At 63.9% G+C, this 21,354-nt stretch carries 26 protein-coding genes, 1 tRNA gene and 1 pseudogene; 12 read left to right on the top strand and 16 right to left on the bottom strand.

Annotation, left to right across the window (positions count from 1 at the left end):
• Positions 1–15: 15 nt before the first annotated feature.
• From H0O21_RS03085 to gcvT, 4 genes and pseudogenes are all read right to left on the bottom strand, one after another.
• Positions 16–498, bottom strand: coding sequence for a Dps family protein (locus H0O21_RS03085; RefSeq protein ID WP_131455043.1), 483 nt, complete (start codon positions 496–498; stop codon positions 16–18).
• A gap of 62 nt (positions 499–560) precedes the next feature.
• Positions 561–1,691: pseudogene (locus H0O21_RS03080) on the bottom strand (RNA polymerase sigma factor, RpoD/SigA family).
• Between the two features lie 65 nt (positions 1,692–1,756).
• On the bottom strand, positions 1,757–3,577 hold the full coding sequence (gene aspS / locus H0O21_RS03075; protein WP_185190344.1) for an aspartate--tRNA ligase: 1,821 nt from the start codon (positions 3,575–3,577) through the stop codon (positions 1,757–1,759).
• Between the two features lie 56 nt (positions 3,578–3,633).
• A complete protein-coding gene (gcvT, locus tag H0O21_RS03070; RefSeq protein WP_185190343.1) occupies positions 3,634–4,725 on the bottom strand; it encodes a glycine cleavage system aminomethyltransferase GcvT in 1,092 nt (363 codons plus the stop codon).
• A 222-nt stretch (positions 4,726–4,947) separates the two neighbouring features.
• On the opposite strand from gcvT, the gene H0O21_RS03065 reads away from it, so the two are divergent.
• Both H0O21_RS03065 and H0O21_RS03060 read left to right on the top strand, forming a co-directional pair.
• A complete protein-coding gene (locus H0O21_RS03065) occupies positions 4,948–5,124 on the top strand; it encodes a hypothetical protein (protein WP_185190342.1) in 177 nt (58 codons plus the stop codon).
• Between the two features lie 104 nt (positions 5,125–5,228).
• Positions 5,229–5,645: a Crp/Fnr family transcriptional regulator gene (locus H0O21_RS03060; protein ID WP_255441106.1), complete on the top strand. Its 417-nt coding sequence runs from the start codon at positions 5,229–5,231 to the stop codon at positions 5,643–5,645.
• Here the strand turns inward: H0O21_RS03060 and speB are convergent.
• A complete protein-coding gene (gene speB, locus H0O21_RS03055; RefSeq protein ID WP_185190340.1) occupies positions 5,639–6,526 on the bottom strand; it encodes an agmatinase in 888 nt (295 codons plus the stop codon). The genes H0O21_RS03060 and speB overlap by 7 nt on opposite strands.
• Positions 6,526–7,389, bottom strand: a complete 864-nt coding sequence (gene speE / locus H0O21_RS03050; protein ID WP_131455223.1) for a polyamine aminopropyltransferase — start codon at positions 7,387–7,389, stop codon at positions 6,526–6,528. The genes speB and speE overlap by 1 nt, the downstream gene beginning before the upstream one ends.
• A gap of 58 nt (positions 7,390–7,447) precedes the next feature.
• On the opposite strand from speE, the gene arfB reads away from it, so the two are divergent.
• On the top strand, positions 7,448–7,876 hold the full coding sequence (gene arfB / locus H0O21_RS03045; RefSeq protein ID WP_370523101.1) for an alternative ribosome rescue aminoacyl-tRNA hydrolase ArfB: 429 nt from the start codon (positions 7,448–7,450) through the stop codon (positions 7,874–7,876).
• Between the two features lie 69 nt (positions 7,877–7,945).
• Positions 7,946–8,113, top strand: coding sequence for a hypothetical protein (locus H0O21_RS03040; RefSeq protein WP_185190339.1), 168 nt, complete (start codon positions 7,946–7,948; stop codon positions 8,111–8,113).
• 23 nt (positions 8,114–8,136) lie between these two features.
• On the opposite strand, the gene mazG is transcribed toward H0O21_RS03040, so the two are convergent.
• Positions 8,137–8,991 carry a nucleoside triphosphate pyrophosphohydrolase gene (gene mazG / locus H0O21_RS03035; protein ID WP_185190840.1) on the bottom strand — a complete coding sequence of 285 codons (855 nt, stop codon included), beginning with the start codon at positions 8,989–8,991 and terminating at the stop codon, positions 8,137–8,139.
• A 29-nt stretch (positions 8,992–9,020) separates the two neighbouring features.
• Positions 9,021–9,521 (bottom strand): metal-binding protein, encoded by a 501-nt coding sequence (locus H0O21_RS03030; protein ID WP_185190338.1) that lies wholly within the window; start codon positions 9,519–9,521, stop codon positions 9,021–9,023.
• Between the two features lie 57 nt (positions 9,522–9,578).
• On the opposite strand from H0O21_RS03030, the gene H0O21_RS03025 reads away from it, so the two are divergent.
• A tRNA-Val gene (locus H0O21_RS03025) sits at positions 9,579–9,650 on the top strand.
• A gap of 9 nt (positions 9,651–9,659) precedes the next feature.
• Here the strand turns inward: H0O21_RS03025 and H0O21_RS03020 are convergent.
• Positions 9,660–10,064, bottom strand: a complete 405-nt coding sequence (locus tag H0O21_RS03020; protein ID WP_131455035.1) for a transcriptional repressor — start codon at positions 10,062–10,064, stop codon at positions 9,660–9,662.
• A gap of 23 nt (positions 10,065–10,087) precedes the next feature.
• Positions 10,088–10,345, bottom strand: a complete 258-nt coding sequence (locus H0O21_RS03015; protein ID WP_131455034.1) for a hypothetical protein — start codon at positions 10,343–10,345, stop codon at positions 10,088–10,090.
• A 47-nt stretch (positions 10,346–10,392) separates the two neighbouring features.
• Here H0O21_RS03015 and H0O21_RS03010 point away from each other — a divergent pair, with 47 nt between their 5' ends.
• Genes H0O21_RS03010 through H0O21_RS02995 form a run of 4 tightly spaced genes read left to right on the top strand, consistent with a single transcriptional unit; the run spans position 10,393 to position 14,914 of the window.
• The gene (locus H0O21_RS03010; RefSeq protein ID WP_370523076.1) at positions 10,393–10,866 is read left to right on the top strand and encodes a protein phosphatase; all 474 of its coding nucleotides are present in this window, start codon (positions 10,393–10,395) and stop codon (positions 10,864–10,866) included.
• Positions 10,857–11,483, top strand: a complete 627-nt coding sequence (locus tag H0O21_RS03005) for a 2OG-Fe(II) oxygenase (RefSeq protein ID WP_185190336.1) — start codon at positions 10,857–10,859, stop codon at positions 11,481–11,483. Before H0O21_RS03010 ends, H0O21_RS03005 begins: the two co-directional genes overlap by 10 nt.
• Positions 11,484–11,525: 42 nt before the next feature.
• Positions 11,526–14,270 (top strand): valine--tRNA ligase, encoded by a 2,745-nt coding sequence (locus H0O21_RS03000; protein ID WP_185190839.1) that lies wholly within the window; start codon positions 11,526–11,528, stop codon positions 14,268–14,270.
• The gene (locus H0O21_RS02995) at positions 14,270–14,914 is read left to right on the top strand and encodes a TVP38/TMEM64 family protein (protein ID WP_185190335.1); all 645 of its coding nucleotides are present in this window, start codon (positions 14,270–14,272) and stop codon (positions 14,912–14,914) included. Before H0O21_RS03000 ends, H0O21_RS02995 begins: the two co-directional genes overlap by 1 nt.
• Here the strand turns inward: H0O21_RS02995 and H0O21_RS02990 are convergent.
• From H0O21_RS02990 to H0O21_RS02980, 3 genes are read right to left on the bottom strand one after another with little or no spacing between them, the layout of a single operon-like run.
• The gene (locus tag H0O21_RS02990; protein WP_185190334.1) at positions 14,896–15,066 is read right to left on the bottom strand and encodes a hypothetical protein; all 171 of its coding nucleotides are present in this window, start codon (positions 15,064–15,066) and stop codon (positions 14,896–14,898) included. The genes H0O21_RS02995 and H0O21_RS02990 overlap by 19 nt on opposite strands.
• Positions 15,063–17,189: an NAD-dependent DNA ligase LigA gene (gene ligA / locus H0O21_RS02985; protein ID WP_185190333.1), complete on the bottom strand. Its 2,127-nt coding sequence runs from the start codon at positions 17,187–17,189 to the stop codon at positions 15,063–15,065. The genes H0O21_RS02990 and ligA overlap by 4 nt, the downstream gene beginning before the upstream one ends.
• Before the next feature lie 13 nt (positions 17,190–17,202).
• Positions 17,203–17,622, bottom strand: a complete 420-nt coding sequence (locus H0O21_RS02980; RefSeq protein ID WP_131592253.1) for a hypothetical protein — start codon at positions 17,620–17,622, stop codon at positions 17,203–17,205.
• Positions 17,623–17,734: 112 nt separating this feature from the next.
• On the opposite strand from H0O21_RS02980, the gene H0O21_RS02975 reads away from it, so the two are divergent.
• From H0O21_RS02975 to H0O21_RS02965, 3 genes are all read left to right on the top strand, one after another.
• Entirely contained in the window at positions 17,735–18,322 is a 588-nt protein-coding gene (locus tag H0O21_RS02975) for a SprT family zinc-dependent metalloprotease (protein ID WP_185190332.1), read from the top strand.
• 106 nt (positions 18,323–18,428) lie between these two features.
• The gene (locus H0O21_RS02970) at positions 18,429–18,953 is read left to right on the top strand and encodes an RNA helicase (protein WP_185190331.1); all 525 of its coding nucleotides are present in this window, start codon (positions 18,429–18,431) and stop codon (positions 18,951–18,953) included.
• A gap of 44 nt (positions 18,954–18,997) precedes the next feature.
• Complete coding sequence (locus tag H0O21_RS02965; RefSeq protein WP_131455025.1) at positions 18,998–19,519, top strand: DUF1269 domain-containing protein; 522 nt, start codon at positions 18,998–19,000, stop codon at positions 19,517–19,519.
• Here the strand turns inward: H0O21_RS02965 and H0O21_RS02960 are convergent.
• The 3 genes from H0O21_RS02960 to H0O21_RS02950 form a co-directional block, all read right to left on the bottom strand.
• Positions 19,489–19,917 (bottom strand): hypothetical protein, encoded by a 429-nt coding sequence (locus H0O21_RS02960; RefSeq protein WP_185190330.1) that lies wholly within the window; start codon positions 19,915–19,917, stop codon positions 19,489–19,491. The genes H0O21_RS02965 and H0O21_RS02960 overlap by 31 nt on opposite strands.
• Positions 19,918–20,006: 89 nt before the next feature.
• Entirely contained in the window at positions 20,007–20,606 is a 600-nt protein-coding gene (locus H0O21_RS02955; RefSeq protein WP_185190838.1) for a chorismate lyase, read from the bottom strand.
• Entirely contained in the window at positions 20,603–21,340 is a 738-nt protein-coding gene (locus tag H0O21_RS02950; RefSeq protein ID WP_185190329.1) for a hypothetical protein, read from the bottom strand. The genes H0O21_RS02955 and H0O21_RS02950 overlap by 4 nt, the downstream gene beginning before the upstream one ends.
• Positions 21,341–21,354: the final 14 nt, after the last annotated feature.

Genomic DNA, 21,354 nt, shown 5'->3' with positions numbered 1-21,354 from the left:
TCGCGCCAATCGTGATCAGCCCTCCAGCAGGCTGCGCAGCATCCAGGCGGTCTTCTCGTGGATCTGCAGACGTTGGGTGAGCAGATCGGCAGTCGGTTCATCACTCGCGGCCTCCGCGAGGGGAAACACGCTCCGGGCGGTGCGGGCCACCGCTTCATGACCTGCCACCAGCTCGCGCACCATCTCCAGGGCGGCAGGTTGTTGGGAGGCTTCCTGGATCGAGGCCAGATTGGCCAGGGTGCTGCCACCGTGGGGTGCCACAACCCCGAGGGCGCGGATCCGCTCCGCGATCACGTCCAAGGCATTCCAGAGCTCGGTGTACTGCTCCATGAACATCAGATGGAGCGTGTTGAACATCGGGCCGGTCACGTTCCAGTGGAAGCCGTGGGTCTTGCCGTAGAGCACATACGTGTCGGCCAGCAGTCGGCTGAGGCCGGAGGCAATCTGTTCGCGTTGGTCAGCGGGGATTCCGATGTCGATCGTGGGGGTGCCGGTCATGACGGTGAGGTCCTGTTGCCTTTGTCTTAGCGGCTGTCTTAGCGGCGGGCAGCAGGCTCCGCTCAGGAATCGAACTCCTGGATGTAATCCCGCACCTTGCAACGTCGTTGGGGTTGGCGCAGCTTCAGCAAAGCCCGGGTTTCGATCTGCCGAACCCGCTCTCGGGAGAGGGCCATCGCTTCACCGATCTGCGCCAGGGTGCAGGGGGTGTCGTCCTCGAGCCCAAAGCGCCGACGGATCACTTCCGCCTCCCGGTCAGTGAGCTCATCCAGCAGGTGTTCCAGGTCGTCACGCAGGGCGTCCCTGGTCAGTTCCTGTTAGGGAGTGGCTTTGCCATCCTCCAGCAGGTCGCCGAGCTGGGTGTCCTGTTCGCGGCCCACGCGCATTTCAAGGGAGACCGAGCGGGGAACTCGCATCAAGGTCAGGCGCACCGTTTCCTCGCTGAGCCCGAGACGCTTGGCCAGGTCTGAAAGGGAGGCGAGTCGCCCCTCCTGACTTGCGATTTCCTGCTGCACTCGCTTAATCCTGTTCAGCTTTTCGGTGATGTGAACCGGCAGTCGAATCGTGCGGCTCTGGGTGGCGATCGCCCGGGTGATGCCCTGGCGGATCCACCAGTAGGAGTAGGTGCTGAAGCGGAAGCCACGGGTGGGGTCGAATTTCTCTACGGCCCGTTCGAGTCCGAGGGTGCCCTCTTGCACGAGATCCAGCAGTTCCAGCCCCCGTTGCTGATATTTCTTGGCCACGGTCACCACCAAACGCAGGTTGGCGGCGATCATGCGATCGCGGGCTCGGCGACCATCACGCAGCTCCCGTTTGAGTTCCCTGGGTTCCAGTTGGATCAGCTTTGCCCAGGTGCCGTATCCCTCGGTCAGCGTGGCCTGAAGGTCGCTGACGGCTAGCCCCGCCGCTCGCGCCCATTCCTGGCGGGTGGGCCAGTGACAGAGATGGTTCGCCTCCCGTTGCTGTAGTTCCTCCAGCTCCAACAGCGTCTGCAGCACCGGGTGGTTCACCGCTAGGGCGCGTTCCTCCCGCAGCAGTTGCTCCCGCCGTTGCACTTGCCGGGCCAGCAGCACCTCCTCTTCATTGCTGAGCAGATCCACCCGACCGATGTCCTGCAGGTAAAGGCGCAGCAGGTCATTGCCTGCGCCCCTGCGCTCCCGGGAAGCCCCGCTCGATCGCTCACTGGTGGTCAAAGGCGTACGCCTGAATGTCCTCAGGGTTCCGCGCGTTGGTCAGCAGTGCTTGGAATGCGCGGAATCTATTCGGGATCCACCCAGGTGCTGGCCACGTGCAGCTCCTCGAGTTGCTTGTCGGCAACCCCTGCGGGCGCTGAAGTCATCAGACAGCGGGCCTGCTGGGTTTTGGGGAAGGCAATCGTGTCGCGAATCGACTCCTCACCGGCCAAGAGCATCACCATGCGGTCGACGCCGAAGGCCAGGCCTCCGTGGGGTGGTGCCCCCATGTCGAGGGCGTCGATCAGGAAGCCGAACTGCTGCTGCGCCTCCTCCAGGGGCAGTCCAACGGTCTGGAGCACCTGACGTTGCAGAGCTGAGTCATGGATGCGCAGGGAGCCGCCACCGAGTTCCAGACCGTTGAGCACCAGGTCGTAGGCCTGGGCGCGGGCCGTGGGCAGGTTGTGGGCCCATTGCGCTGGATCGCTGCCCAGATCACTGTTGTTGGGGGCGCAGAAGGGGTGATGAAGCGCTTCGTAGCGGTTCTCGTCGCTGTTGAACTCGAACATCGGGAAGTCGACCACCCAGAGGAAATTCCACTGGTTGTTGTCCCGGTCGGGCTTCACCAGGCCCAGTTCGCGCGCCAGGTACTGACGCACCCGATCCAGGGCCTTGTTCACCGTGGCGGTGTCGCCGGCACCGAACAGCAGCAGGGTGCCAGGCTCGGCGCCGCTTCGGCTGAGCAGCTCCTGCTTCTGCTCCTCGCTGAGGTTGTCTTTGATCGCCCCGATCGTGTCGATCTCGCCGCCCTCGCGCACTCGGATGAAGGCCAGACCACCGGCGCCGGCCTGTTGGGCCTCACTGAAGACGTCCCCACCTGGCTTGATGCGCACGTTTGACACGGCATCGTTTCCGCCGGGAACGGCGATGCATTTCACGGAGCCACCGGCCTTCACCGCACCGCTGAACACCTTGAAGCCCATGTCCTGAACGATGTCGCTCACATTGGTGAGCTCCATCCCATAGCGGGTGTCGGGTCGGTCGGTGCCATAACGCTCCATGGCGTCATGCCAGGTCATGCGCGGGAAGGGACGGGGCAGCTCGATCCCTTTCACCGTTTTCCAGATGGTGCTGATCAGCCGTTCATTCAGATCGAGGATGTCCTCTTGATCCATGAAGCTCATCTCGATGTCCAGCTGGGTGAATTCCGGCTGGCGATCGGCGCGCAGGTCTTCGTCCCGGAAGCAGCGGGCCACCTGGTAGTACTTCTCGATGCCACCCACCATCAGCAGCTGTTTGAACAGCTGGGGTGACTGGGGCAGCGCGAACCATTCACCCCCACAGACGCGACTGGGGAGGATGTAGTCGCGGGCTCCCTCTGGTGTGGATCGGGTGAGCACCGGAGTTTCCACCTCGATGAAGCCTTCGTCTTCAAGGAAGCGGCGGGCGGTTTGGATCGTCTGAGCCCGCAGGCGCAGGTTGTCGTTCATGCGCTTGCGGCGCAGATCCAGATAGCGGTGGCGCAGGCGGAGCTCCTCGCGCGTGTTCTCCTCGTCGTGGATCGACACCGGGAAGGGCAAGTTGCCCTTGACGTTGTTCAGCACCGTGATGGTGCTGGCCAGAACTTCCACTGCGCCAGTGGCCAGACGTTCATTGAGGGATTCAGTCGGTCGCGCCCGCACCTTGCCCTGCACCTGGAGGACGGTCTCGCTGCGCAGGTGTTCCGCCACCGCGAAGGCTTCGGCCCCAAGATCGGGGTCCACGGTGATCTGCACGGTGCCGGTACGGTCCCGCAGATCGATGAAGATCACTCCACCGTGATCGCGTCGTCGGTCGACCCAGCCGCAGAGCTTGACCTGCTCGTCGACCTGTGTTTCGCGCAGATCTCCGCATCCGTTGCTGCGCATGGGGCCAGGGGGCGTGACGTGAGAGGCGAGTTTCCCACAGGGAGGAGGCTGCACCGTCAGGTGGTCCGTCGATAGAAGGGGCGTTTCACCACGGTGGCGGGATGGCGTTTGCCGCGGATCTCAACGCTGAGGGGGGTGCCCACCGTTGCGAGGGCTGTTGGCACATAGCCCAGGCCGATGCCCGCCTCGAGGCTGGGAGCCCAGCCACCGCTGCTCACCTTGCCCACCACTTGGTCACCATTAAGGATTGGGTAGTCGTGGCGGGGAATGGCCCGGCCTTCCAGGCGCAGCCCCACCAGCCTGCGCTGGCTGCCTGAGGCCACTTCCCGCTCGAGTGCATCTCGGCCGATGAATGCCACCGGATTCTCCAGGTGCACCAGCCAGCCCAGACCGGCTTCGAGGGGGGTCGTGCTGACATCCATATCTTGGCCGTAGAGGTGCATCGCCGCCTCAAGGCGAAGGCTGTCCCGGGCCCCGAGGCCACAGGGGGTCACGCCTTGCTTCAGTAAGTGTTTCCAAAGTTCCCGGCCCGCGTCACGGGGCAGCAGCAATTCAAAGCCGTCTTCGCCTGTGTAGCCGGTGCGCGCCACCAGGACCTCCGCATTCAGCCCTGGCAGGGCGAGCAGCCTGTGCCCGAAGCGGGGCAAGTCCTGCAGCGATGTGCTGCTGAGTTCTTCCAGAACGGCCTGGGCCTCTGGGCCCTGAAGTGCCAGCAACACACCATCGCCTTTGGCGTCGCTGATGCTGATGGAGCTGCTCCTGAGTTGCTGTTCCAACCAGGCGCGATCGGTTTCGGCACAGGCGGCGTTGATCACCGCTAGCACCGTGCTGTCGTCGAGGTCGTAGACGATCAGGTCGTCCAGGATGCCGCCGTTGTGATTGAGCAGCACCGTGTAGGAGGCCTGGCCAGGTCCGATGCGGTGAAGATCGGTGGGCACCAGCTGCTGAAGGGCGTCTTTGGGGTTAGGCCCGCTGAAGCGCAGCACCCCCATGTGGGAGATGTCGAACATGCCCACCGCCTGACGCACTGCGGTGTGTTCGGCCACGAGCCCTGAGTACTGCACGGCCATCTCCCAGCCGGCGAAAGGCACCATGCGGCCTCCTGCTTCTTGGCAGAGATCGTGCAGGGGGGTGCGTTTTAGCTCCATCACTCACCGAGGGCACGAGGTCCGCATTCTCGGCCAAGGTGATCGCCCTCGGCACCGTAATTGGAAGCAAAGCCGCAGATTTGCTTGCGGAGGTGGTTCGCTTTTTCAACCGTCCTTACGCTTGGCGCTCTCCGGGTTTTGCGTTTGGCAGACGTTTGCTGCCACACCTGTCTTCACTGCACTGCAGGTGCCTCAGCGGCTGCAGATGGCGGCTGGTGTCGCTTGCGCCGCCTGCCGGTTCATGCGGATCTCGCTCGGGTGGCCTGGTGTCATCACTGGACCGCCCGCCCACCGTCGTTGCCTCGGCTCGTGGCGATGGAGCAAGCAGTCGCTCGGTCAGACGTTCAGTTGGAACTGCATGAACGCTCCCTGCCCCTGGCGGCAGGGGGTGAGGGTTGAGCCAAAAACGGAAGAAAAGCTGAAGATCGAGCTTGGATTCCTATTCTGTGATTTGAGCAACCTCTGTTTCCGGTCTGATCCGTGAGCATTGTCTGATGGAACACGTGGGGGAACCCTCTGCCTTGATTGCCACCAGCCCTTTGCCTTCGCCGGTGGAGTTAATTGCAGAACACGCCCACGCCGATCAGCACACGGTGCCGACGGGCGCGATCCTGTTCCGACGTTCCGAGCCCGTGCAGGCCATCTATGCCCTTGAGCGGGGGCTGGTTGAGTTGTCTGCCCCAGGTGCCGGCCGGCTTCGTTACGGCGCCGGTGAGGTGTTCTTCTATGAAGACCTGGCAGGAAACCGTCTGCATCACAGCCGTGATGCCCGGGCCTTGACGCCGGTGGCCTTCGTGCGTCTGCCTCGCATCAGCTTTTTGGAGCTGGTCCACCGCCACCCGACCATGGTGCTGAGCCTGCTGGAGCGGCAGCACAGCCGACTGCGGGAGCAGCGGCTGGATGCCTGCCATTTCTATTGATGCAGCAGCATCAGGAGGCTGCGGGTCACTTTGCTGGCCAGCACGCTGCTCACACCTGAAGGATCCAACTGCGGAGCCAGTTCCACCACATCGGCGGCGACGAGCTGATGGTGACGTAATTCATCCACGAGGGTTGCGAAGTCGCCCCAATGGAATCCGCCTGGTTCCGGGGTGCCGGTGCCGGCCATGACGGCCGGGTCAAACCAATCCAGATCAACCGTGAGATAGATCGGTTGGCCCCGCAGTGGCTTAAGGGCGTCGGTCATTCGTTCAATCGCCACCAGACGGCCTGTGTTGCGCAGTTCTGAAAATTCTTCCCGGGTGCCGCTGCGAATGGCGATCTGCAGCAGCTGTTGGCTGGGCAGCACCTCCAGGCAGCGGCGCATGGCGCAGGCGTGGCTGTGGCTGGCTCCAAGCCATTCATGGCGCAAGTCGGCGTGGGCATCGAGCTGGACCAGTACCAGGTCGGGGTGTCGTGCCGCCACGGCTGCGACTGCTCCGGAGCTGATTGAGTGTTCGCCGCCCAGCATCAGTGGCTTGAGGCCAAGGGCCAGCACGGTTTCGGTGGCCTGTTTCACCGCGGCTACCACGGGTTCAGGTGCTCCGAAGGGGATGTCCACGGCGCCGAGGTCCGCGAAGTTCAGGTCCTCCAGGTCTTGGTCCAGTTGGGGGCAATAGGTCTCGAGACCGTTGCTTACCTCCCGGATGGCCCCCGGTCCGAATCGGGTTCCGGGGCGAAAGGAGGTGGTGCCGTCGTAGGGGACGCCGAACAGCCCCACGCGGCAGCCGGCAGGGTCCCGCTGGCTGCCCATGTAGATGGCTCCGTCGGTATCAAACAGATCGGTGTTGAGCAGTTGGGTGTTGATGGTGGTCGTGTCCATCAAGCGAGCTCCCGTTGAACAAAGGCAGGCACGGCATCAAAGGCACCGCATTGCCAGCGGGGGCTCCAGATCTCACAGCCCTCGGCGACGGCGGCGGCCCGCACTGGGTCGGGTCGTCGGTAACGCGGGCTGTCGGTGGCGGCAAAGGTCCAGCTCCACCAGCCGCTGGGGTACATCGGCACCCATCCATACATCGGATCCGCGTGGCCGAACACCTCGCGGATCACCTTCACGGTGTCGATGTGCACCTGCCGGAACGCTTCGGGTGATTCGCTCTGGGTGGCAAACACACCGCCCGGTTTCAGGATGCGGCGGCACTGCTCGAAGAAGGCACGGTTGAACAATCCTTCGGCTGGGCCAGCGGGATCGGATCCATCAACGATCACCACGTCGTAGCTGGCGTCGGAGGCATTCGCGGCCCAGGCGATGCCATCCCCCACGGTGAGATGGAAGCGGGGATCGCTCCAGCAGCCTCCGCCGATGGAGGGCAGGTGCTGCTGGCTCCACTCCACCACCAGCCCATCGATCTCCACCATGTCGAGGTGCTGCACGCCGGCATGGCGCAGGCACTCGCGGGCGGTGCCGCCGTCCCCACCGCCAATCACCAGCACTCGCTCAATCTGTGCGGCGCTGCAAAGGGCTGGATGCACGATTGATTCGTGGTAGTGCCGCTCCTGGCGTTCGGCGGTCATCCAGCAACCATCGAGTAGCAGGCCTTTGCCGTAGCGCTCGCTCTCAATGATCGTGACCCGTTGGAACGGGGATTGCTCCTCGGCGATCACGCGCCCGGCCAGGCCGTAACGCACCCCCTGATGGGGTTCGTCGATCCAGCCGGAGGTGGATGCCGCAGCATCGTGGTTCATCGCAGGGGTGGCAAACGGTTCTCTCCAGCTAAAACCGGCGGGAGGCCTCTTGTCAGTTCTGCACTGCATCGTCAACGACCGCCTGGTGATCCCCGCCGCTGAGCTTCAGTGGCGGTTTTCTCGTGCCTCTGGTCCTGGTGGTCAGGGGGTGAACACCACCGATTCCAGGGTGGAGCTGGTGTTTGATCTGGAGCGGTCGTCGGCCCTTGGTCCGTTTCGTCGCGCGCGCTTGAAGGAGCGTCTGAGCACTCGACTTGATGGCACCTGTCTGCGGCTGGTGGTGGCGGAAGAGCGCTCCCAGTGGCAGAACCGTCAGTTGGCTCTCGTGCGCTTGGGGGATCTGCTCAGGGAGGGATTGAAAGCACCCCCACCAGAGCGGCGTGCCACCCGTCCCGGACGGGGTGCGGTGCGGCGTCGCCTCGAGGCCAAGGGGCGGCGTAGCGCCCTCAAGCGGCGGCGTCAGGGCAAACCATCGCTGGATGATTAAGAAAGCTGATCCCGGTTGACTTAAAGGTTAAGCGGCAGTTAAGTAAAAGGAAAGACTGTGGAGGTCGACATGAAACATCCACAAAGCCGAGGGGCATTAACCCAGTTGGTGGAGTTGATGCAGCTCGAGGAACGGGCCCGGGTCTGCATGACGCGCGGGGAGGCGAAGGCCTGCATTCGCAAGGCCGATGCCGCCAAACGTCAACTCTGGGGCAGCACGGAAGGCACGATGAGCTGACGCTCACCGTCTCAGGGCTGCTTTCAGCTGGCTGGAGAGTTTGCTTCTGCTCTGATCTGGGCTTTGGCTTGCTGCCAGAGCCGTTCCAGTTCCTGGATGCCGCGTCCTTGCAGGTCTCCGCCCAGGGCGGCTTCCACCCGGGAGAAGCGGTCCAGAAAGCGCCGGTTCGTTCCCGCTAGGCCGGCCTCCGGATCAATGCCGCACCAGCGGGCCACGTTCACAAGGGTGAACAACACATCACCCAGTTCCTCCTGGGCATGAGCCCTGTCTCCTGAGGCGACCGCCTCCTTGAGCTCATCGAGCTCCTCATGCACCTTGTCCCACACCCCGGCCAGGTCATCCCATTCGAAACCGGCCTTGGCGGCTTTCTTAGAGATGGTCATGGCGCCGGCCATTGCCGGCTGGCCCCGCACCTTGCCAGCCAGCTGGTCGCTCAGGGGACTTCTGGAAGGAGCCCCATCTGCCGTTTGCTCGGCCCGTTCTGCAGCCTTGATCGCGTCCCAGGTTGCCTTCACCGCAGCGCTGTCGGCCGCCTCAGCGCCGGCGAACACGTGGGGATGGCGTCGGATCAATTTGTCGCTGATGCTTTCGGCGATCGCATTGAGATCGAAACGCTGTTCTTCCTGCGCAATCCGGGCATGCAGCACCACCTGCAGCAGCAGATCGCCAAGCTCCTCTTTGAGATGACGGTCATCCCCGTGTTGGATTGCGTCAGCCACCTCGTGGGCCTCTTCCAGCACATAGGGCACGAGGGAGGCATGGGTCTGCTCGAGATCCCACGGGCAACCACCTGAAGGATCACGCAGCCTGGCTACCACAGCCTCCAGCTGGCGGATTGGATCCGGGTGGTGCGGCGGCTGGGTCTGGGGGTCGGCCATCTCGGCGGCGGCGAGTTGCCGCCACCCTCTCACCGGCGTCGTCTGGCGCGCCACTCCGCCGGCAGCGGATCGCCGTCGAGGATGAGGTGTAGCCACACACTGGCTTCAAGGCCCAGCAGCACGGCCAGAAGAGCGTTGGGTTGTCCCACCAGTTGCTGCAGCAGCCAGGGCAGTCCCTCCTGAATGTTGGGAACCCAGGGCAGTGGTAACCAGGCCAGTGCTTGCCAGACCAGCAGCAGCAGGATCAGGAGCCAGCCCAGACGCAGGGCCATGCCGATCACAGGCCCATGGGAGAAGAGCGAACGGTGGGGAAGCAGACGCCGGTAGGGCCACCAGATCCAGCGCAATGGGCCCCAGCGATTGAGGGCGCGGGAGTGGGTGTCGAGATCCGGTGACAGCCAAAGGCCACCCATGAGGAAGGCCAGGCCCCCCAGGGCACCGGCCCAACCACCCAGCAGCAAGGCGAGCAGGCCGGCCAACGGCAGGGCCCAGAGGCTGGTGGCGCGGTCGTGGTCCCGCCCGGAGGCCATCGCGTTGCATCGAAGCGTTGGACCAAGCCTGCCGCCTTCAGGCACAATCAGCAGCACGGGCGATTAGCTCAGCGGTAGAGCACCTGCCTTACAAGCAGATTGTCACTGGTTCGATCCCGGTATCGCCCATTCCAAACGTCAAGGCTGCCTCTGTTGTTCCCGGCAGCTGGCACAGAGCCCAAAGAATTCCAGGGTGTGAAACAGCAGCTCGAAACCTTGGCTTTCCTCGGCCGGCACCGTCAGGCCATGGATTGGGCAGTGGCTGAGGGCGCTGGTGCGGCCGCAGTCCACGCAGGTCAGATGGTGACGATCTCTGGTTAAGGGGGCATACAACGCCTCGCCAGTCGGCAGGTGCCGGCAGCGCACCAGCCCCTGTTGCTGTAGCAGGCGCAGATGGCGGTAGACCGTGGCCAGGCCCATGGGCCGCTCTCCGGCCTGGATGGCGCGATGGAGCTGCTGGCCACTCATCTCGTCACCACAGCGCTCAAGTTCCTCCAGCAGCCTTCGCTGGCGGGCATTCACCGATGTGATCTGGCTGGCCATCCTGTGCCTGGATTGTCTGCTGCTCAGTCTTCTGGGAAGAGCAGAGCCGCTAGCTCATCAGCATCGACGTCGTAAACCCGAGCCAGGCTGGTTTCGATCGCGCTGGTGACTTCGCCGGGGAGAAAGCGCATCGCGTTGAGGGCATCCTCGGTGATCTCGTCACTGAGAAGCTTGTCCTCACTGTCCAGTTTTTCATCGTTGATCACCGCCATCACCCAGCTTTGGTAGGCGTAGACGAGGTCCGAGAACTCGAGTTCGGGATCGTTTAGATCCAGGGTCATGACCATGGCGGGCATCTCAACGTCCAGTCTGACCCCCGGAGGAGAGGATGGCAGGTATGAGCCAGCGATCCGATCCATTGCTCCCTTCTGCGGCCCAGTTGCAGGGCACCCTGGTGGATTTCGCCCTGGCCGAGCTGATCCGCCAGCATCGAGAAAGCTTCCAGCCCCTCTGGACTGTCGACAGCTGGGCGAAGCTGCTGATTTGGTTGGCTCTCAACTGTGGTCTCTCCGGTGAGAGGGATGCCCTGGAGCAGTTCGCCGAGGCCCTCGGGTCTCGGCTCACCTCCCGATTGCGGCGTCTGTTTTTCGAGAGGGATCTCACGGATCTGGAGCTGCAGGTGCTTGCCGATCCGGCGGAGCAGCAGGTGCTAGTGCTCTCCCTTGCTCCCCAGGACCCGGCTGTGCTTTCGCCGGAGCGACTCGAGCAGGCTCTGAAGCGGGTGGGTCTTGAGGGCAGGGTGACGAGCGATCAGACCCGCTGGCAGACCCTTGATGCGGTGGTGGCGATTCCATGGAGCTGATCGCGCGTTACAGCAACCCTGGCTATGAGGCCGTGGCTGATGGGGTGATGACGTTCTTTGAGCGGCGCACTGATCTGCATCGGCCCGGAGTGGCCTTCGGGTCAGCCGATCCCTCTGAACCCGCCAAGCTCAGCACTGACATCAGCCTGGTGGCTATCGATCGCAGTGACCCCGAGGCTTTTGCCCTTGCTGAGGTGATTCTGCGGGGCGTCAGCGCTGGCTTGGAGCGCTATGTGCAGGAGCGACCCCTCTTCCAGCAGGTTTGCCCCGATCAAGAGCTGTTCGTTTTGCCGATCTTCAATCTTCAGCGCTATGCGCCGGGAGAGGGGTTCAAGCAGTGGCACTGCGACTGGACGATCAGCGATGAGGCCACCGAGCCAGTCCATCGGGTGCTGGCCTGGATTCTTTACTGCGACACGGTGACGGATGCCGGGACGGAGTTCCACTGGCAGGGGCACCACGAACCTGCCGAGCGCGGCAAGTTGCTGATCTTTCCCGCAGGTCCTTCTCACATCCATCGCGGGCGGGTGAATCACACCGCGAGCAAGACGATTGCTACTGGCTGGATCAATGCTGGGGCGAGGTCGGGGTATCTGGAGCGACTGGCCCAAGGGTGACGCCCCTTTGCGAGCATGGCGCCTCTGTATTGCCTGTTCGCTGTGTCTGAGCTCGCCAAGACCTATGATCCAGTGGGTACCGAAGCGCGCTGGCAGCAGGCCTGGGAGGAGCAGGGGGCGTTTCACCCCGATCCTGGCGCCGAGGGCGAGCCCTTCTCGGTGGTGATTCCACCGCCGAATGTGACCGGCAGCCTGCACATGGGCCACGCCTTCAACACGGCCTTGATCGACACGATCGTGCGGTATCAGCGGTTGGCGGGCAAAAACGTGCTCTGCTTGCCCGGCACCGACCACGCCTCCATTGCGGTGCAAACGATTCTGGAGAAGCAGCTCAAGGAGGAGGGCAAGACCCGACACGACCTGGGTCGGGAAGCCTTCCTGGAGCGGGCTTGGCAGTGGAAGGCCGAGAGCGGTGGACGAATTGTTGGGCAGCTGCGGCGGCTGGGGTACTCGGTGGATTGGAAGCGTCAGCGCTTCACCCTCGATGAGGGGCTGAGTGAGGCCGTGAAGGAGGCCTTCGTGCGACTGCATGAGCAGGGGTTGATCTATCGCGGTGAGTACCTGGTGAATTGGTGCCCCGCCTCCGGTTCGGCGGTGAGTGACCTGGAGGTGGAGATGAAAGAGGTCGATGGTCACCTCTGGCATTTCCGCTATCCGCTCAGCAGTGGTGAGGGACACCTGGAGGTCGCCACCACTCGCCCCGAAACGATGCTGGGTGATACGGCTGTGGCGGTGAACCCCACCGATGAGCGCTACGCCCACCTGGTGGGCCAGACCCTCACCCTGCCGTTTGTGGGTCGGGAGATTCCGATCGTGGCGGACGACCATGTGGAGAAGGATTTCGGCACCGGTTGCGTGAAGGTGACGCCGGCCCACGACCCCAATGATTTCGCGATCGGCCAGCGCCACGGGTTGCCCCAGATCACCGTGATGCGCAAGAACGGCACGATGAATGCCGAAGCCGGCCAGTTTGAGGGGCTGGATCGCTTCGAGGCCCGCAAGGCCGTGGTTGCTGGCCTGGAGGAGCTAGGGCTGCTGGTGAAGGTGGAGGACTATCGCCACAGCGTTCCCTATTCCGACCGCGGCAAGGTGCCGGTGGAGCCGTTGCTTTCCACTCAGTGGTTTGTCAAAACTGAACCATTGGCGGCCCGCTGCCGCGAAGCTCTCGAGAAGCAGGATCCCCGCTTCATCCCCGAGCGTTGGGAGAAGGTCTATCGCGATTGGCTCACCGACATCCGCGACTGGTGCATCAGCCGCCAGCTCTGGTGGGGGCATCGCATCCCCGCCTGGTTCGTGATCAGCGAAACCGGAGGCAAGTACACCGACACCACGCCCTACGTGGTGGCCCGCAACGAAGCCGAAGCCCTGGAGAAGGCCAAAGCGGAGTACGGCCCTGCTGCGGTGATCGAGCAGGACGAGGATGTGCTCGACACCTGGTTCTCCAGCGGTCTCTGGCCTTTCTCGACCCTGGGCTGGCCTGATACAGGCAGCGCTGACCTGCAGCGCTGGTATCCCACCAGCACCCTGGTGACGGGCTTCGACATCATCTTTTTCTGGGTGGCCCGGATGACGATGATGGCCGGCGCTTTCACCGGCGAGATGCCCTTCAAGGAGGTCTACATCCACGGCCTGGTGCGGGATGAACAGAACCGCAAGATGAGCAAGAGCGCGGGCAACGGCATCGATCCGCTGCTGCTGATCGATCGCTACGGCACCGATGCCCTGCGTTTCGCTTTGGTGCGGGAGGTGGCCGGTGCTGGTCAGGACATCCGCCTCGATTACGACCGCAAATCCGATACCTCCGCCACGGTGGAGTCAGCGCGCAACTTCGCCAACAAGCTTTGGAACGCCACGCGATTTGCGCTGATGAACCTGGGTGGTGCGACGCCAGCTGAGCTCGGGGAGCCCGATCCCGCTGCCCTGCAGCTGGCCGACCGTTGGATTCTGTCGCGCTTGGCACGGGTGAACAGGGAAACTGCCGAGCGCTACGGCAGCTACGGCCTTGGCGAAGCGGCCAAGGGTCTCTATGAATTCGCCTGGAACGATGTCTGCGACTGGTATCTGGAGTTGAGCAAGCGTCGGCTCAATCCGGGCGAGAACCCCTCAGCCGAGGCACTGGCCGATCAGCGAACCGCCAAGCAGGTGCTGGCCAAGGTGATCAGTCAAATGCATCTGTTCCTGCATCCCTTGATGCCCCATCTCACCGAGGAGCTCTGGCACAGCGTCACCGCTCAACCACAGACAACGGTCCTGGCCCTGCAATCCTGGCCCGCCGTCGATATGGAGGCTTTGGATGACGAGCTCGAGTCGTCGTTTGCTGAACTCATCGCGGCCATCCGAGTCGTGCGCAATCTGCGTGCTGTGGCCGGCTTGAAGCCATCCCAGACGGTGCCGGTGCGTTTCGTGACCGGTCGTGATGTCCTGACGGCTGTGCTGCAGCAGGGGAGTGCTGACATCCGTGCACTCACGCGCGCGGAGACCGTCGAGGTGATGACCGCTGAGCAGGCTGAAGCAGCACCGGTGGCGAAAGCGCTCGCTGGCGTGAGCGGCGAACTGCAGGTGCTGTTGCCGATTGAGGGCCTGGTTGACCTCGAGGCGCTCAAGACGCGCCTGGAGAAAGACATCGCGAAGGCGGAGAAGGAGATCAAAGGCTTGGCTGGTCGCCTCAGCAATCCCAACTTTGCGGACAAGGCGCCGCCCGAGGTGGTGGCGGAATGCAAGGCCAACCTTGCGGAAGCGGAAGCGCAAGCGGAGTTGGCCCGCCGTCGCCTGCAGGATCTTGGTTGATGCTGGCGGCCCTGGGCGTGCTCCTTGATTGGCAGGGTTGGCTTCCCGCCCTGCAGTCTCCGCTGGGGGCCCTGTTGTTCATCCCCCTCTACGCCCTCTGGGTGACGTTGCTGCTCCCGGGGGTGTGGGCCTCGATGCTTGCGGGAGCTCTGTATGGAACCTGGTGGGGCAGCTTGATCGTGTTCGTGGGCGCCTGCCTCGGCGCTGAAGCGGCATTTCTGCTGGGGCGAACCTGGCTGCGCGGATGGGCGCAGCAGCGATTGGCGCGTTTGCCGAAGCTGCAGGCTGTCGAGCGTGCTGTGAGCCGGGAGGGCCTGAAGCTGGTGCTGCTCACCCGACTCTCTCCCGCCTTCCCCTTCTCGCTGCTCAACTTGGCTTATGGCCTTAGTGAAGTGTCGCTGCGCGATTACACCATTGGCTTGATCGGAATTCTTCCCGGCACGGTGCTGTTTTGTGCCCTTGGTGCCTTGGCCGGTGATGCCGCCCGTTTTGGGGAGGTGTTGGCCGGTGATGCCTCGCCAGGGGCCTGGTGGTTAAGGGTTGTCGGTGTGCTCGCCACCATCGCCGTGGTGTGGCTCGTGGGTCGTGCCGCCCGCCGGGCGCTGCAGGAGGGCCCTGGCCTCGATCAGGATCCTGAGGTCTGATCAGGATCGGGCAGGCGCCAGTCGCGAAGGGCGGCAAAAAGGATGAACCAGCCCAGTCGCAGTTGTGCGATGGCACCGCGGCGGCCTGCCAGATCGGCATATTTGGCCCTTCCGCAGTCGCTTTTGATCCAGCGGAAGGCTGTTGGTTTCATTCCAGTTGCTTCGATGCTCTTGAGGAAGAATGATCGCTCGGTCCATTGGCTGCCAGCAGCTGCTGCAGGCTTGCCTCATCCAGCACCGGCACCCCTAGGGCCTCGGCCTTGCTCAGCTTGCTGCCCGCCTCTTCACCAGCCACCACGTAGTGAGTTTTCTTGCTCACCGACCCGCTGACTTTGCCCCCTGCTGCTTCGATCAAGGCCTGGGCCTGGGAGCGGCTGAGGTTGGGAAGAGTGCCGGTGAGCACAAAGGTCTGACCGTTGAGGTGGCCATCGCGCTCCCTGGCGGCGGCTCCGGCCAGTTCCTGCTCGGATGCCGCCAGGCTCAAGCCCATGGCCTGCAGGCCGTTCAGCAGCTCCTGGTTGGCGCTGGTGGCGAACCACTGCTGCAGGCTCTGGGCGATTTCACCGCCGATGCCCTGGACGGCTGTCAACGCGTCCGATTGCTCGGCTGCCGCCCGGGCCAGCGTCTCCACAGTCGTGAAGCTGGCCGCCAGGGCCTTGGCATTCACCTCGCCCACATGGTGGATTCCCAATCCATAGAGCTGTCGATGCCATGGTTGGTTCTTGGAGGCCTCGAGGGCGGTCAGCAGATTCGTGGCGCTTTTGCTGCCCATCCGCTCCAGGCTTCCCAGCAGGGCGGCATCGAGCCTGTAGAGATCCGCGATGGAGCGCACCAGGCCCCGGTCGACAAGCTGTTCGATCAGCTTGCTGCCCAGTCCATCGACGTCCAGTGCGCCCTTGCTGACCCAGTGGCGTAGCGCCCCGCGCAGGATCGCCGGGCAGCTGCTGTTGACGCAGCGGGTGGCCGCTTCGCCTTCTTCCCGCACCAATTCGGAGCTGCATTCAGGACAGCTGTGGGGCAGGGCGAGTGGCTGGCTGCCGGCGGGGCGTAGTTCTGTGAGGACCCGCACGACCTCGGGAATGATTTCCCCGGCCTTGCGCACCACGATGGTGTCGCCGCCATGCAGATCGAGCTCCGCCAGCCGATTGGCGTTGTGCAGGGTGGCTCTGCTCACAACCGTGCCGGCTAGGGGCACGGGTTCGAATTCGGCCACGGGTGTCACCACCCCAGTGCGTCCCACCTGGCAGGTAATCCTCAGCAACTTGCTGGGTGCTTCCTCTGCGGCGTATTTCAGGGCGATGGCCCAGCGGGGTGCTTTCTGGGTGAAGCCGGCGGCGTCCTGCAGGCGAAGGTCGTTGAGCTTCACCACGACCCCGTCGGTGGCGTAATCGAGCGCGTGGCGTTGGCTGTCCCAGGCAGCGAAGAACGTCTCAACCGCCGCCAAGTCGGGGAGTAGCTCGGCATTGGGATTGACCTTGAAGCCGGCGGCTTTTAACCACTGCAATGACTCCCACTGCGTGGCAGGCAGTGGCGGGTCGCTCCCATGGCCCTGCCAGCCTCCCGGTAGGTGGAGGGTGTAAGCGAAGAAATCAAGTCTGCGGGCGGCCACCACCTTTGGATCGAGCTGGCGCAGGGTCCCGGCGCAGGCGTTTCGGGGGTTGGCAAATAGGGATTCGCCCCGCTGCTGTCGCTCACGGTTGATGGCATCAAAGGTGCCATCGGGAATGAACGCTTCGCCCCGCACCTCCAGCCATGCGGGGGGCTGTTCCAGTTGCAGACGCAGGGGCACGGACGCGATGGTGCGCACATTGGCGGTGATCTCCTCCCCCTGTTCGCCATCGCCGCGGGTGGCGGCTCGCACCAGCACGCCGTGCTCATAGCTGAGCGCGAGGGCATTGCCGTCAATCTTCAGCTCGCCCACCATCGCCAGGGCTGGCAGAGGTTCGCCTTGGTTCGGCTCCCGATCGAGAGCCCGCAGCAGTCGGCCATGCCAGGCCTGGAGCTCCTCGATGTTGAAGGCGTTGTCGAGGCTGAGCAGGCCGATGCGATGGCGCACGCTCGTGAATCCCTCAGCGGGGGAACCTCCGACTCTTTGGGTTGGGCTGTCGGCGCTGATCAGCTCAGGATCGGCAGCCTCCAGGTCCGCCAGTTCACGGTAGAGACGGTCATAGACCGGATCCTCCATGACTGGAGCATCCAGCACGTAATAGGCGTGGGCAGCCCGGTTGAGCAGAGCACGCAGTTCGCTGGCCCGTTCCCGGGTTGGGGCTGTCATGACGGGGGAGGCGTCAGGCGTTCACCGGGGTGATCCGCTCGATCTTCCAGCTCTCCTCCACCTTGGTGAAGGTGAAGTCGAGCGGCATTTCCTCTTTGTTTTCAGCCAGCAGCTTCACGGTGAGAATGATGTTGCCCTCTTGCATCCTTGGGCGACCGGATTTGAGGTTGCGGAAGCGATTGAGCTTGAGACCAGCCAGGAAGCGGATGAATTGCTGGCGGTTCACGTGCTGGCGGTAGCTCTTGGTGGTGAGCAGGTAGGCGGCGTCGATGCGTCCTGCTGCCACCTGGGTGAAGAACTGCTTGATCAGGGGGTTGATGCCACGGGCGCTCAGCACCAGCTTGACGGCGGTGATTGTCCAGTAGAGGAGCAGTGCTCCGGCACCGGCCAGCAGGGCCTTGCTTCCGAGTTCCCGAACCAGAGCCAGATCCATCCGCGGCCACGATGACGCGCCAAGAGTCTGACTGACGGTTGTGCAGGCCGTTGCAGAAGGTGTGCAGACTGGCGCTGTTGACCACCGGCTGGACGCTCACCGGACCCCTCCCATGGCCCTGGAGCCGCTGCTCCCCCTGTTTCATCGCTTGAACCGAGAGCATTTCGAGGGCAGCCTTGTGCGCGGACAGCAGCCCTTGCTTGCGGTGCGTTGGAGTGACGGCCGGATGCGGCGCACGGCCGGGCTCTATCGCCGTGGCCCCCAGGTCGCCCCGCCCCATGGTCGTGAAATCGTGCTCTCTCGCCCTCTGCTCGACCCCTTGCCACGCCTGGCGACGGAAAGCACCCTCTGCCACGAAATGATTCACGCCTGGGTGGATCTGGTGCTGGGGTCGTCGGAGGGGCATGGACCTGAGTTCCGGGCGCGGATGGAGCAGATCAACCGCGCCCAGGATCGATTTGTGGTGAGCGTGCGTCATCGCTTTCCGGTGCCTGTGACAGCCCCGCGTTGGCTGGCGGTCTGCCCCCGCTGTGGGCATTGCTCTCCCTACCGCCGCCGTCTGGCCCAGGCCGCCTGTCGTGCCTGTTGTGATCGCCACCATGGGGGGCGATGGCATGCCAGCTGTGTCTTGCAGTTTCAGCCGTATGACGGTCAAGACACCTGCTCTGTCGTTGATCAAGGCCATGGGGCGGATGGCTGAAATCGATCTGTTTCTGCTGGTGCTTCAGTGCTCTGGCATCGCCATCGCTCTGGTGGGATGGCGCCGGGAGCGTTGGCTGCGACGACGGCGTCGGTAACGTCGGGAGATGGATGGACGACGGCAACAGGCGCAACGCTTGGATCAGTGGCTGGAAACGGGCCGCCAGCTGGTGGATGGTGTTGCCGGGACGCGCCCAGGGCGACGCCCTGGCTCCCGTTCAGGCCGGACTGCTGCGGGCAGCCTGGATGCGGTTGGGCGTTGGGTGGGCGACAAGATCGACTGGCTCCTGGATGAGGAGGACGATGGAAGTGACAGCTGGCGGGAACCGCCTGTACAGCCTTTGCGATCTGAACAGCCTTTGCGATCCAACGGCCGCAAGCGGCCCCTCGAGGCGATCTCTCGCCGGCAGCCACCCTTGATTCCTCCTGCAGTTCAGGCGCGGGAGCGATCGGTGGCCGACGACGAGTGGCCGGATGAGAGTGAATTCCGGGTGGAGCGCTGGAAGCGAGGCGTTGCAACGGAATCCGCCGGTGTTCCTGAGGGCGTTTCTGTGCGACGTCCAGGTTCCGCTGCTGCGGAGTCTCCTGTGCGCCGCTCTCTGCCCCGCTCCAGTCGTCGTCGGGACGGTTGAATCGCCGAACCGTTCCTAGCCTCGGATCATCCGACAGTGGACTGATGAGCAATCTCGTGGTGGTGGGCTTCCCCAAGCTGGAGGAGGCCGAGGAAGTCCGTCAGGAACTGGTGGGTTTTCAGCAGGAGCACCTGATTGCCCTGGAGGATGCCGTGGTGCTTGAGCATGGGCAGGACGGGCATGTGCACCTGCGTCAGGCGATCAACCTCACGGCAGCGGGTGCTCTCGGCGGCAGTTTCTGGGGGGTGCTTGTGGGGCTGTTGTTCGCCAATCCCTTGCTGGGTTTGGCGGTCGGTGCCAGTGCTGGTGCGGCTTCCGGTGCCCTCAGTGACATGGGGATCAATGACCAGTTCCTGCGCGATCTTGGGGAGACCCTTCCCAAGGGAACGGCGGCTCTGGCCCTGCTTGTGCGCGAGGTGACCGCGGATCGCGTGATCGAGAAGTTACGCCGCCATGCCCCCCATGCCCGTCTGATTCAGACCAGCCTCAGCCATGCGGATGAGGAACGCCTGCGGGAGCAGTTGGAGAAGGCCCGTCAGCAGGCGGAAGCTTTGCGGCTGGCCTGAAACCGGCAGCCCAGGCGACTCAGGCCAGCGTTGACGTCCTCCACCAGATCGGAGGGAAGATCCTCTGCCATCTGGTCAGCCGTGGCGGCGATGGATGGGGAGCCTTCGCTCATCGCCTCCAGCAGGGCCACCCATTGCTTGACCTGGTCGTCGCGGCTGATGGGCCTGTAGCCCCGGGTTTCGAGCAGGGTGCGGCAGATGTCTGCATTCCAGCGACTGCCGCGCGGGTGGCATTGCGGTCCTTGAACGGAGGCCGCACCGGCGTCGAGCGCCGCTGGGGTCGGCCTGCCATGGCGGTCCAGCCAGCCGGCCTGATCGAGGGCACGTTCACAGTGGCGGGTTGAGATGCCGAACAGCTGCCCCAGCTCAGTAAGGCTCAGCCAGGAGTGGTTTGCCATTGGAGTGGAGTTCCAGTGCAGCCATCATGGGGAGAGCACATTGAATAGCAAGTTGTCAAGTGGAAAACGGGACAATCCGAGTGCTTCCTTCATGACGGGAGGTGAAGCGCTTGTCGAGGAGCTGGGCCCAGCCAGTCCTCCAATCGGGGGCTGAACACCTCCCGGATCACGGTCAACTCCCGCCCCTGACGGAAGAAGCGGTAGTGACGACTCCAAAACGGACCAGTGGCCTGGAAGCCTTCCTCAAGCCAATGGCTCTGAACAAGCGCCAGGCCATCCACCTCCCGGAACAGTTCCGAACGGCCCTGGGTCAGGCTCAGCCAGATCGGCAGATTCCTGTCTTGCAGATGCTGTTCCGCTTCCGTCTGGTTCCACCAGCTTTCTGCCCAAGCCAGCGTGATTCCGCCGCACTCCAGCCAGACTTGCCGGCGGAGGAGCGGATGGTCCAGTTCCCGCACCTCTCGAGGTGCTCCTTCCATGGTGCTGTCGGCTTCCATGGCGATCAGGCGCACGGCCGCGGGATGGCCAGTGAGCAGCCGCAGGTGTCGGGTGGGGCTGCCATCCCCCAGCAGCATCAGCCTCCAGGGGCCTGGCAGTGACCAAGGGCTTTCGGCACCGATCACCGAGGCGCTTGCGGCTTGCCAGAGGGGCTCGGGTGAAGGGAAGAGGGCTGAGGGAACGTCGTTCAGAAGGCGCCTCCCACCGAGAGCTGGCGCTGCTGACCCTGGCGCTCGATGACCGCTCCTTGCGCTTCAACCGAGTGAAGCCGCCATCCGCTGTTGCCGATCATCTCCCCCGGGCTGGCGGAGAGGGAGAGCTGATCGAGGCGGAAGATCGCCGAGCCCTTGCCTCCACCGGCATGAACGACTCCCACCAGTAGGGGGTCAGACCCAGCAGGCGCTTGAGGGGTTGGAGCATTCACCGGCGCTGCTGATCCGGCGCTGTTCGCTGATGCCCCATCGATTCGGGGGATGGCAGGCAAGGGCACCACCACCGGTTCAAGGCTGGTGGGGAGCCGGATCTCGCTGTCGCGGGTTTGGGCGGCTGACGGGCCTGTTGCGGCTGAGTTGTCTGTGGTTTTGGCAGGTTCTGGAGGGGGCAGGCGGCGCACCCGTTCGATCAGCTGGAGGTCACGCTCGCGGCTGAGGGCCCGTTGGGAGGCCTGCCAGTTGCGCGCCAGCCAGATGCTCATGGCCATGCTGATCAGGGCTGGCATGCCAATCAACGCCAGCATCCAGCGGAGGGTTCGAGGCTGACGCTCTGGTGCAGCTGCAGTGGCTCGGGGGGCGGCAGGCGCTGAGGCCGGTTCCACCTGCACAGTGACGGCTTCAAGCCGATGTTCGCCATCACTGAACACCCGATCCATCACCTGCTCTGCGCGCAGGTTCCAGTAGGCCCGGGATGTGGAAAGGCGTGGTGGCACCGCAGGCCGTTGTC

It is taken from the genome of Synechococcus sp. HK01-R (assembly GCF_014217855.1).
GTDB lineage: Bacteria > Cyanobacteriota > Cyanobacteriia > PCC-6307 > Cyanobiaceae > Synechococcus_C.
The sequence above is the reverse complement of the archived record's forward strand: the minus strand, read 5'-3'. Positions and strand labels throughout refer to the sequence as shown.

Coding starts and splice junctions, on each gene's coding strand:
- H0O21_RS02990 (WP_185190334.1), bottom strand. CDS start 15,066: ATGAAACCAACAGCCTTCCGCTGGATCAAAAGCGACTGCGGAAGGGCC.
- speB (WP_185190340.1), bottom strand. CDS start 6,526: ATGGACACGACCACCATCAACACCCAACTGCTCAACACCGATCTGTTT.
- H0O21_RS02970 (WP_185190331.1), top strand. CDS start 18,429: ATGGATGGACGACGGCAACAGGCGCAACGCTTGGATCAGTGGCTGGAA.
- H0O21_RS02995 (WP_185190335.1), top strand. CDS start 14,270: ATGCTGGCGGCCCTGGGCGTGCTCCTTGATTGGCAGGGTTGGCTTCCC.
- H0O21_RS02975 (WP_185190332.1), top strand. CDS start 17,735: ATGGCCCTGGAGCCGCTGCTCCCCCTGTTTCATCGCTTGAACCGAGAG.
- mazG (WP_185190840.1), bottom strand. CDS start 8,991: ATGGCCGACCCCCAGACCCAGCCGCCGCACCACCCGGATCCAATCCGC.
- H0O21_RS03010 (WP_370523076.1), top strand. CDS start 10,393: ATGGCAGGTATGAGCCAGCGATCCGATCCATTGCTCCCTTCTGCGGCC.
- speE (WP_131455223.1), bottom strand. CDS start 7,389: ATGAACCACGATGCTGCGGCATCCACCTCCGGCTGGATCGACGAACCC.
- H0O21_RS03030 (WP_185190338.1), bottom strand. CDS start 9,521: ATGGCCTCCGGGCGGGACCACGACCGCGCCACCAGCCTCTGGGCCCTG.
- H0O21_RS03040 (WP_185190339.1), top strand. CDS start 7,946: ATGAAACATCCACAAAGCCGAGGGGCATTAACCCAGTTGGTGGAGTTG.
- H0O21_RS03005 (WP_185190336.1), top strand. CDS start 10,857: ATGGAGCTGATCGCGCGTTACAGCAACCCTGGCTATGAGGCCGTGGCT.
- H0O21_RS02980 (WP_131592253.1), bottom strand. CDS start 17,622: ATGGATCTGGCTCTGGTTCGGGAACTCGGAAGCAAGGCCCTGCTGGCC.
- gcvT (WP_185190343.1), bottom strand. CDS start 4,725: ATGGAGCTAAAACGCACCCCCCTGCACGATCTCTGCCAAGAAGCAGGA.
- H0O21_RS02965 (WP_131455025.1), top strand. CDS start 18,998: ATGAGCAATCTCGTGGTGGTGGGCTTCCCCAAGCTGGAGGAGGCCGAG.
- H0O21_RS02960 (WP_185190330.1), bottom strand. CDS start 19,917: ATGGCAAACCACTCCTGGCTGAGCCTTACTGAGCTGGGGCAGCTGTTC.
- H0O21_RS03085 (WP_131455043.1), bottom strand. CDS start 498: ATGACCGGCACCCCCACGATCGACATCGGAATCCCCGCTGACCAACGC.
- H0O21_RS03015 (WP_131455034.1), bottom strand. CDS start 10,345: ATGACCCTGGATCTAAACGATCCCGAACTCGAGTTCTCGGACCTCGTC.
- aspS (WP_185190344.1), bottom strand. CDS start 3,577: ATGCGCAGCAACGGATGCGGAGATCTGCGCGAAACACAGGTCGACGAG.
- ligA (WP_185190333.1), bottom strand. CDS start 17,189: ATGACAGCCCCAACCCGGGAACGGGCCAGCGAACTGCGTGCTCTGCTC.
- H0O21_RS03020 (WP_131455035.1), bottom strand. CDS start 10,064: ATGGCCAGCCAGATCACATCGGTGAATGCCCGCCAGCGAAGGCTGCTG.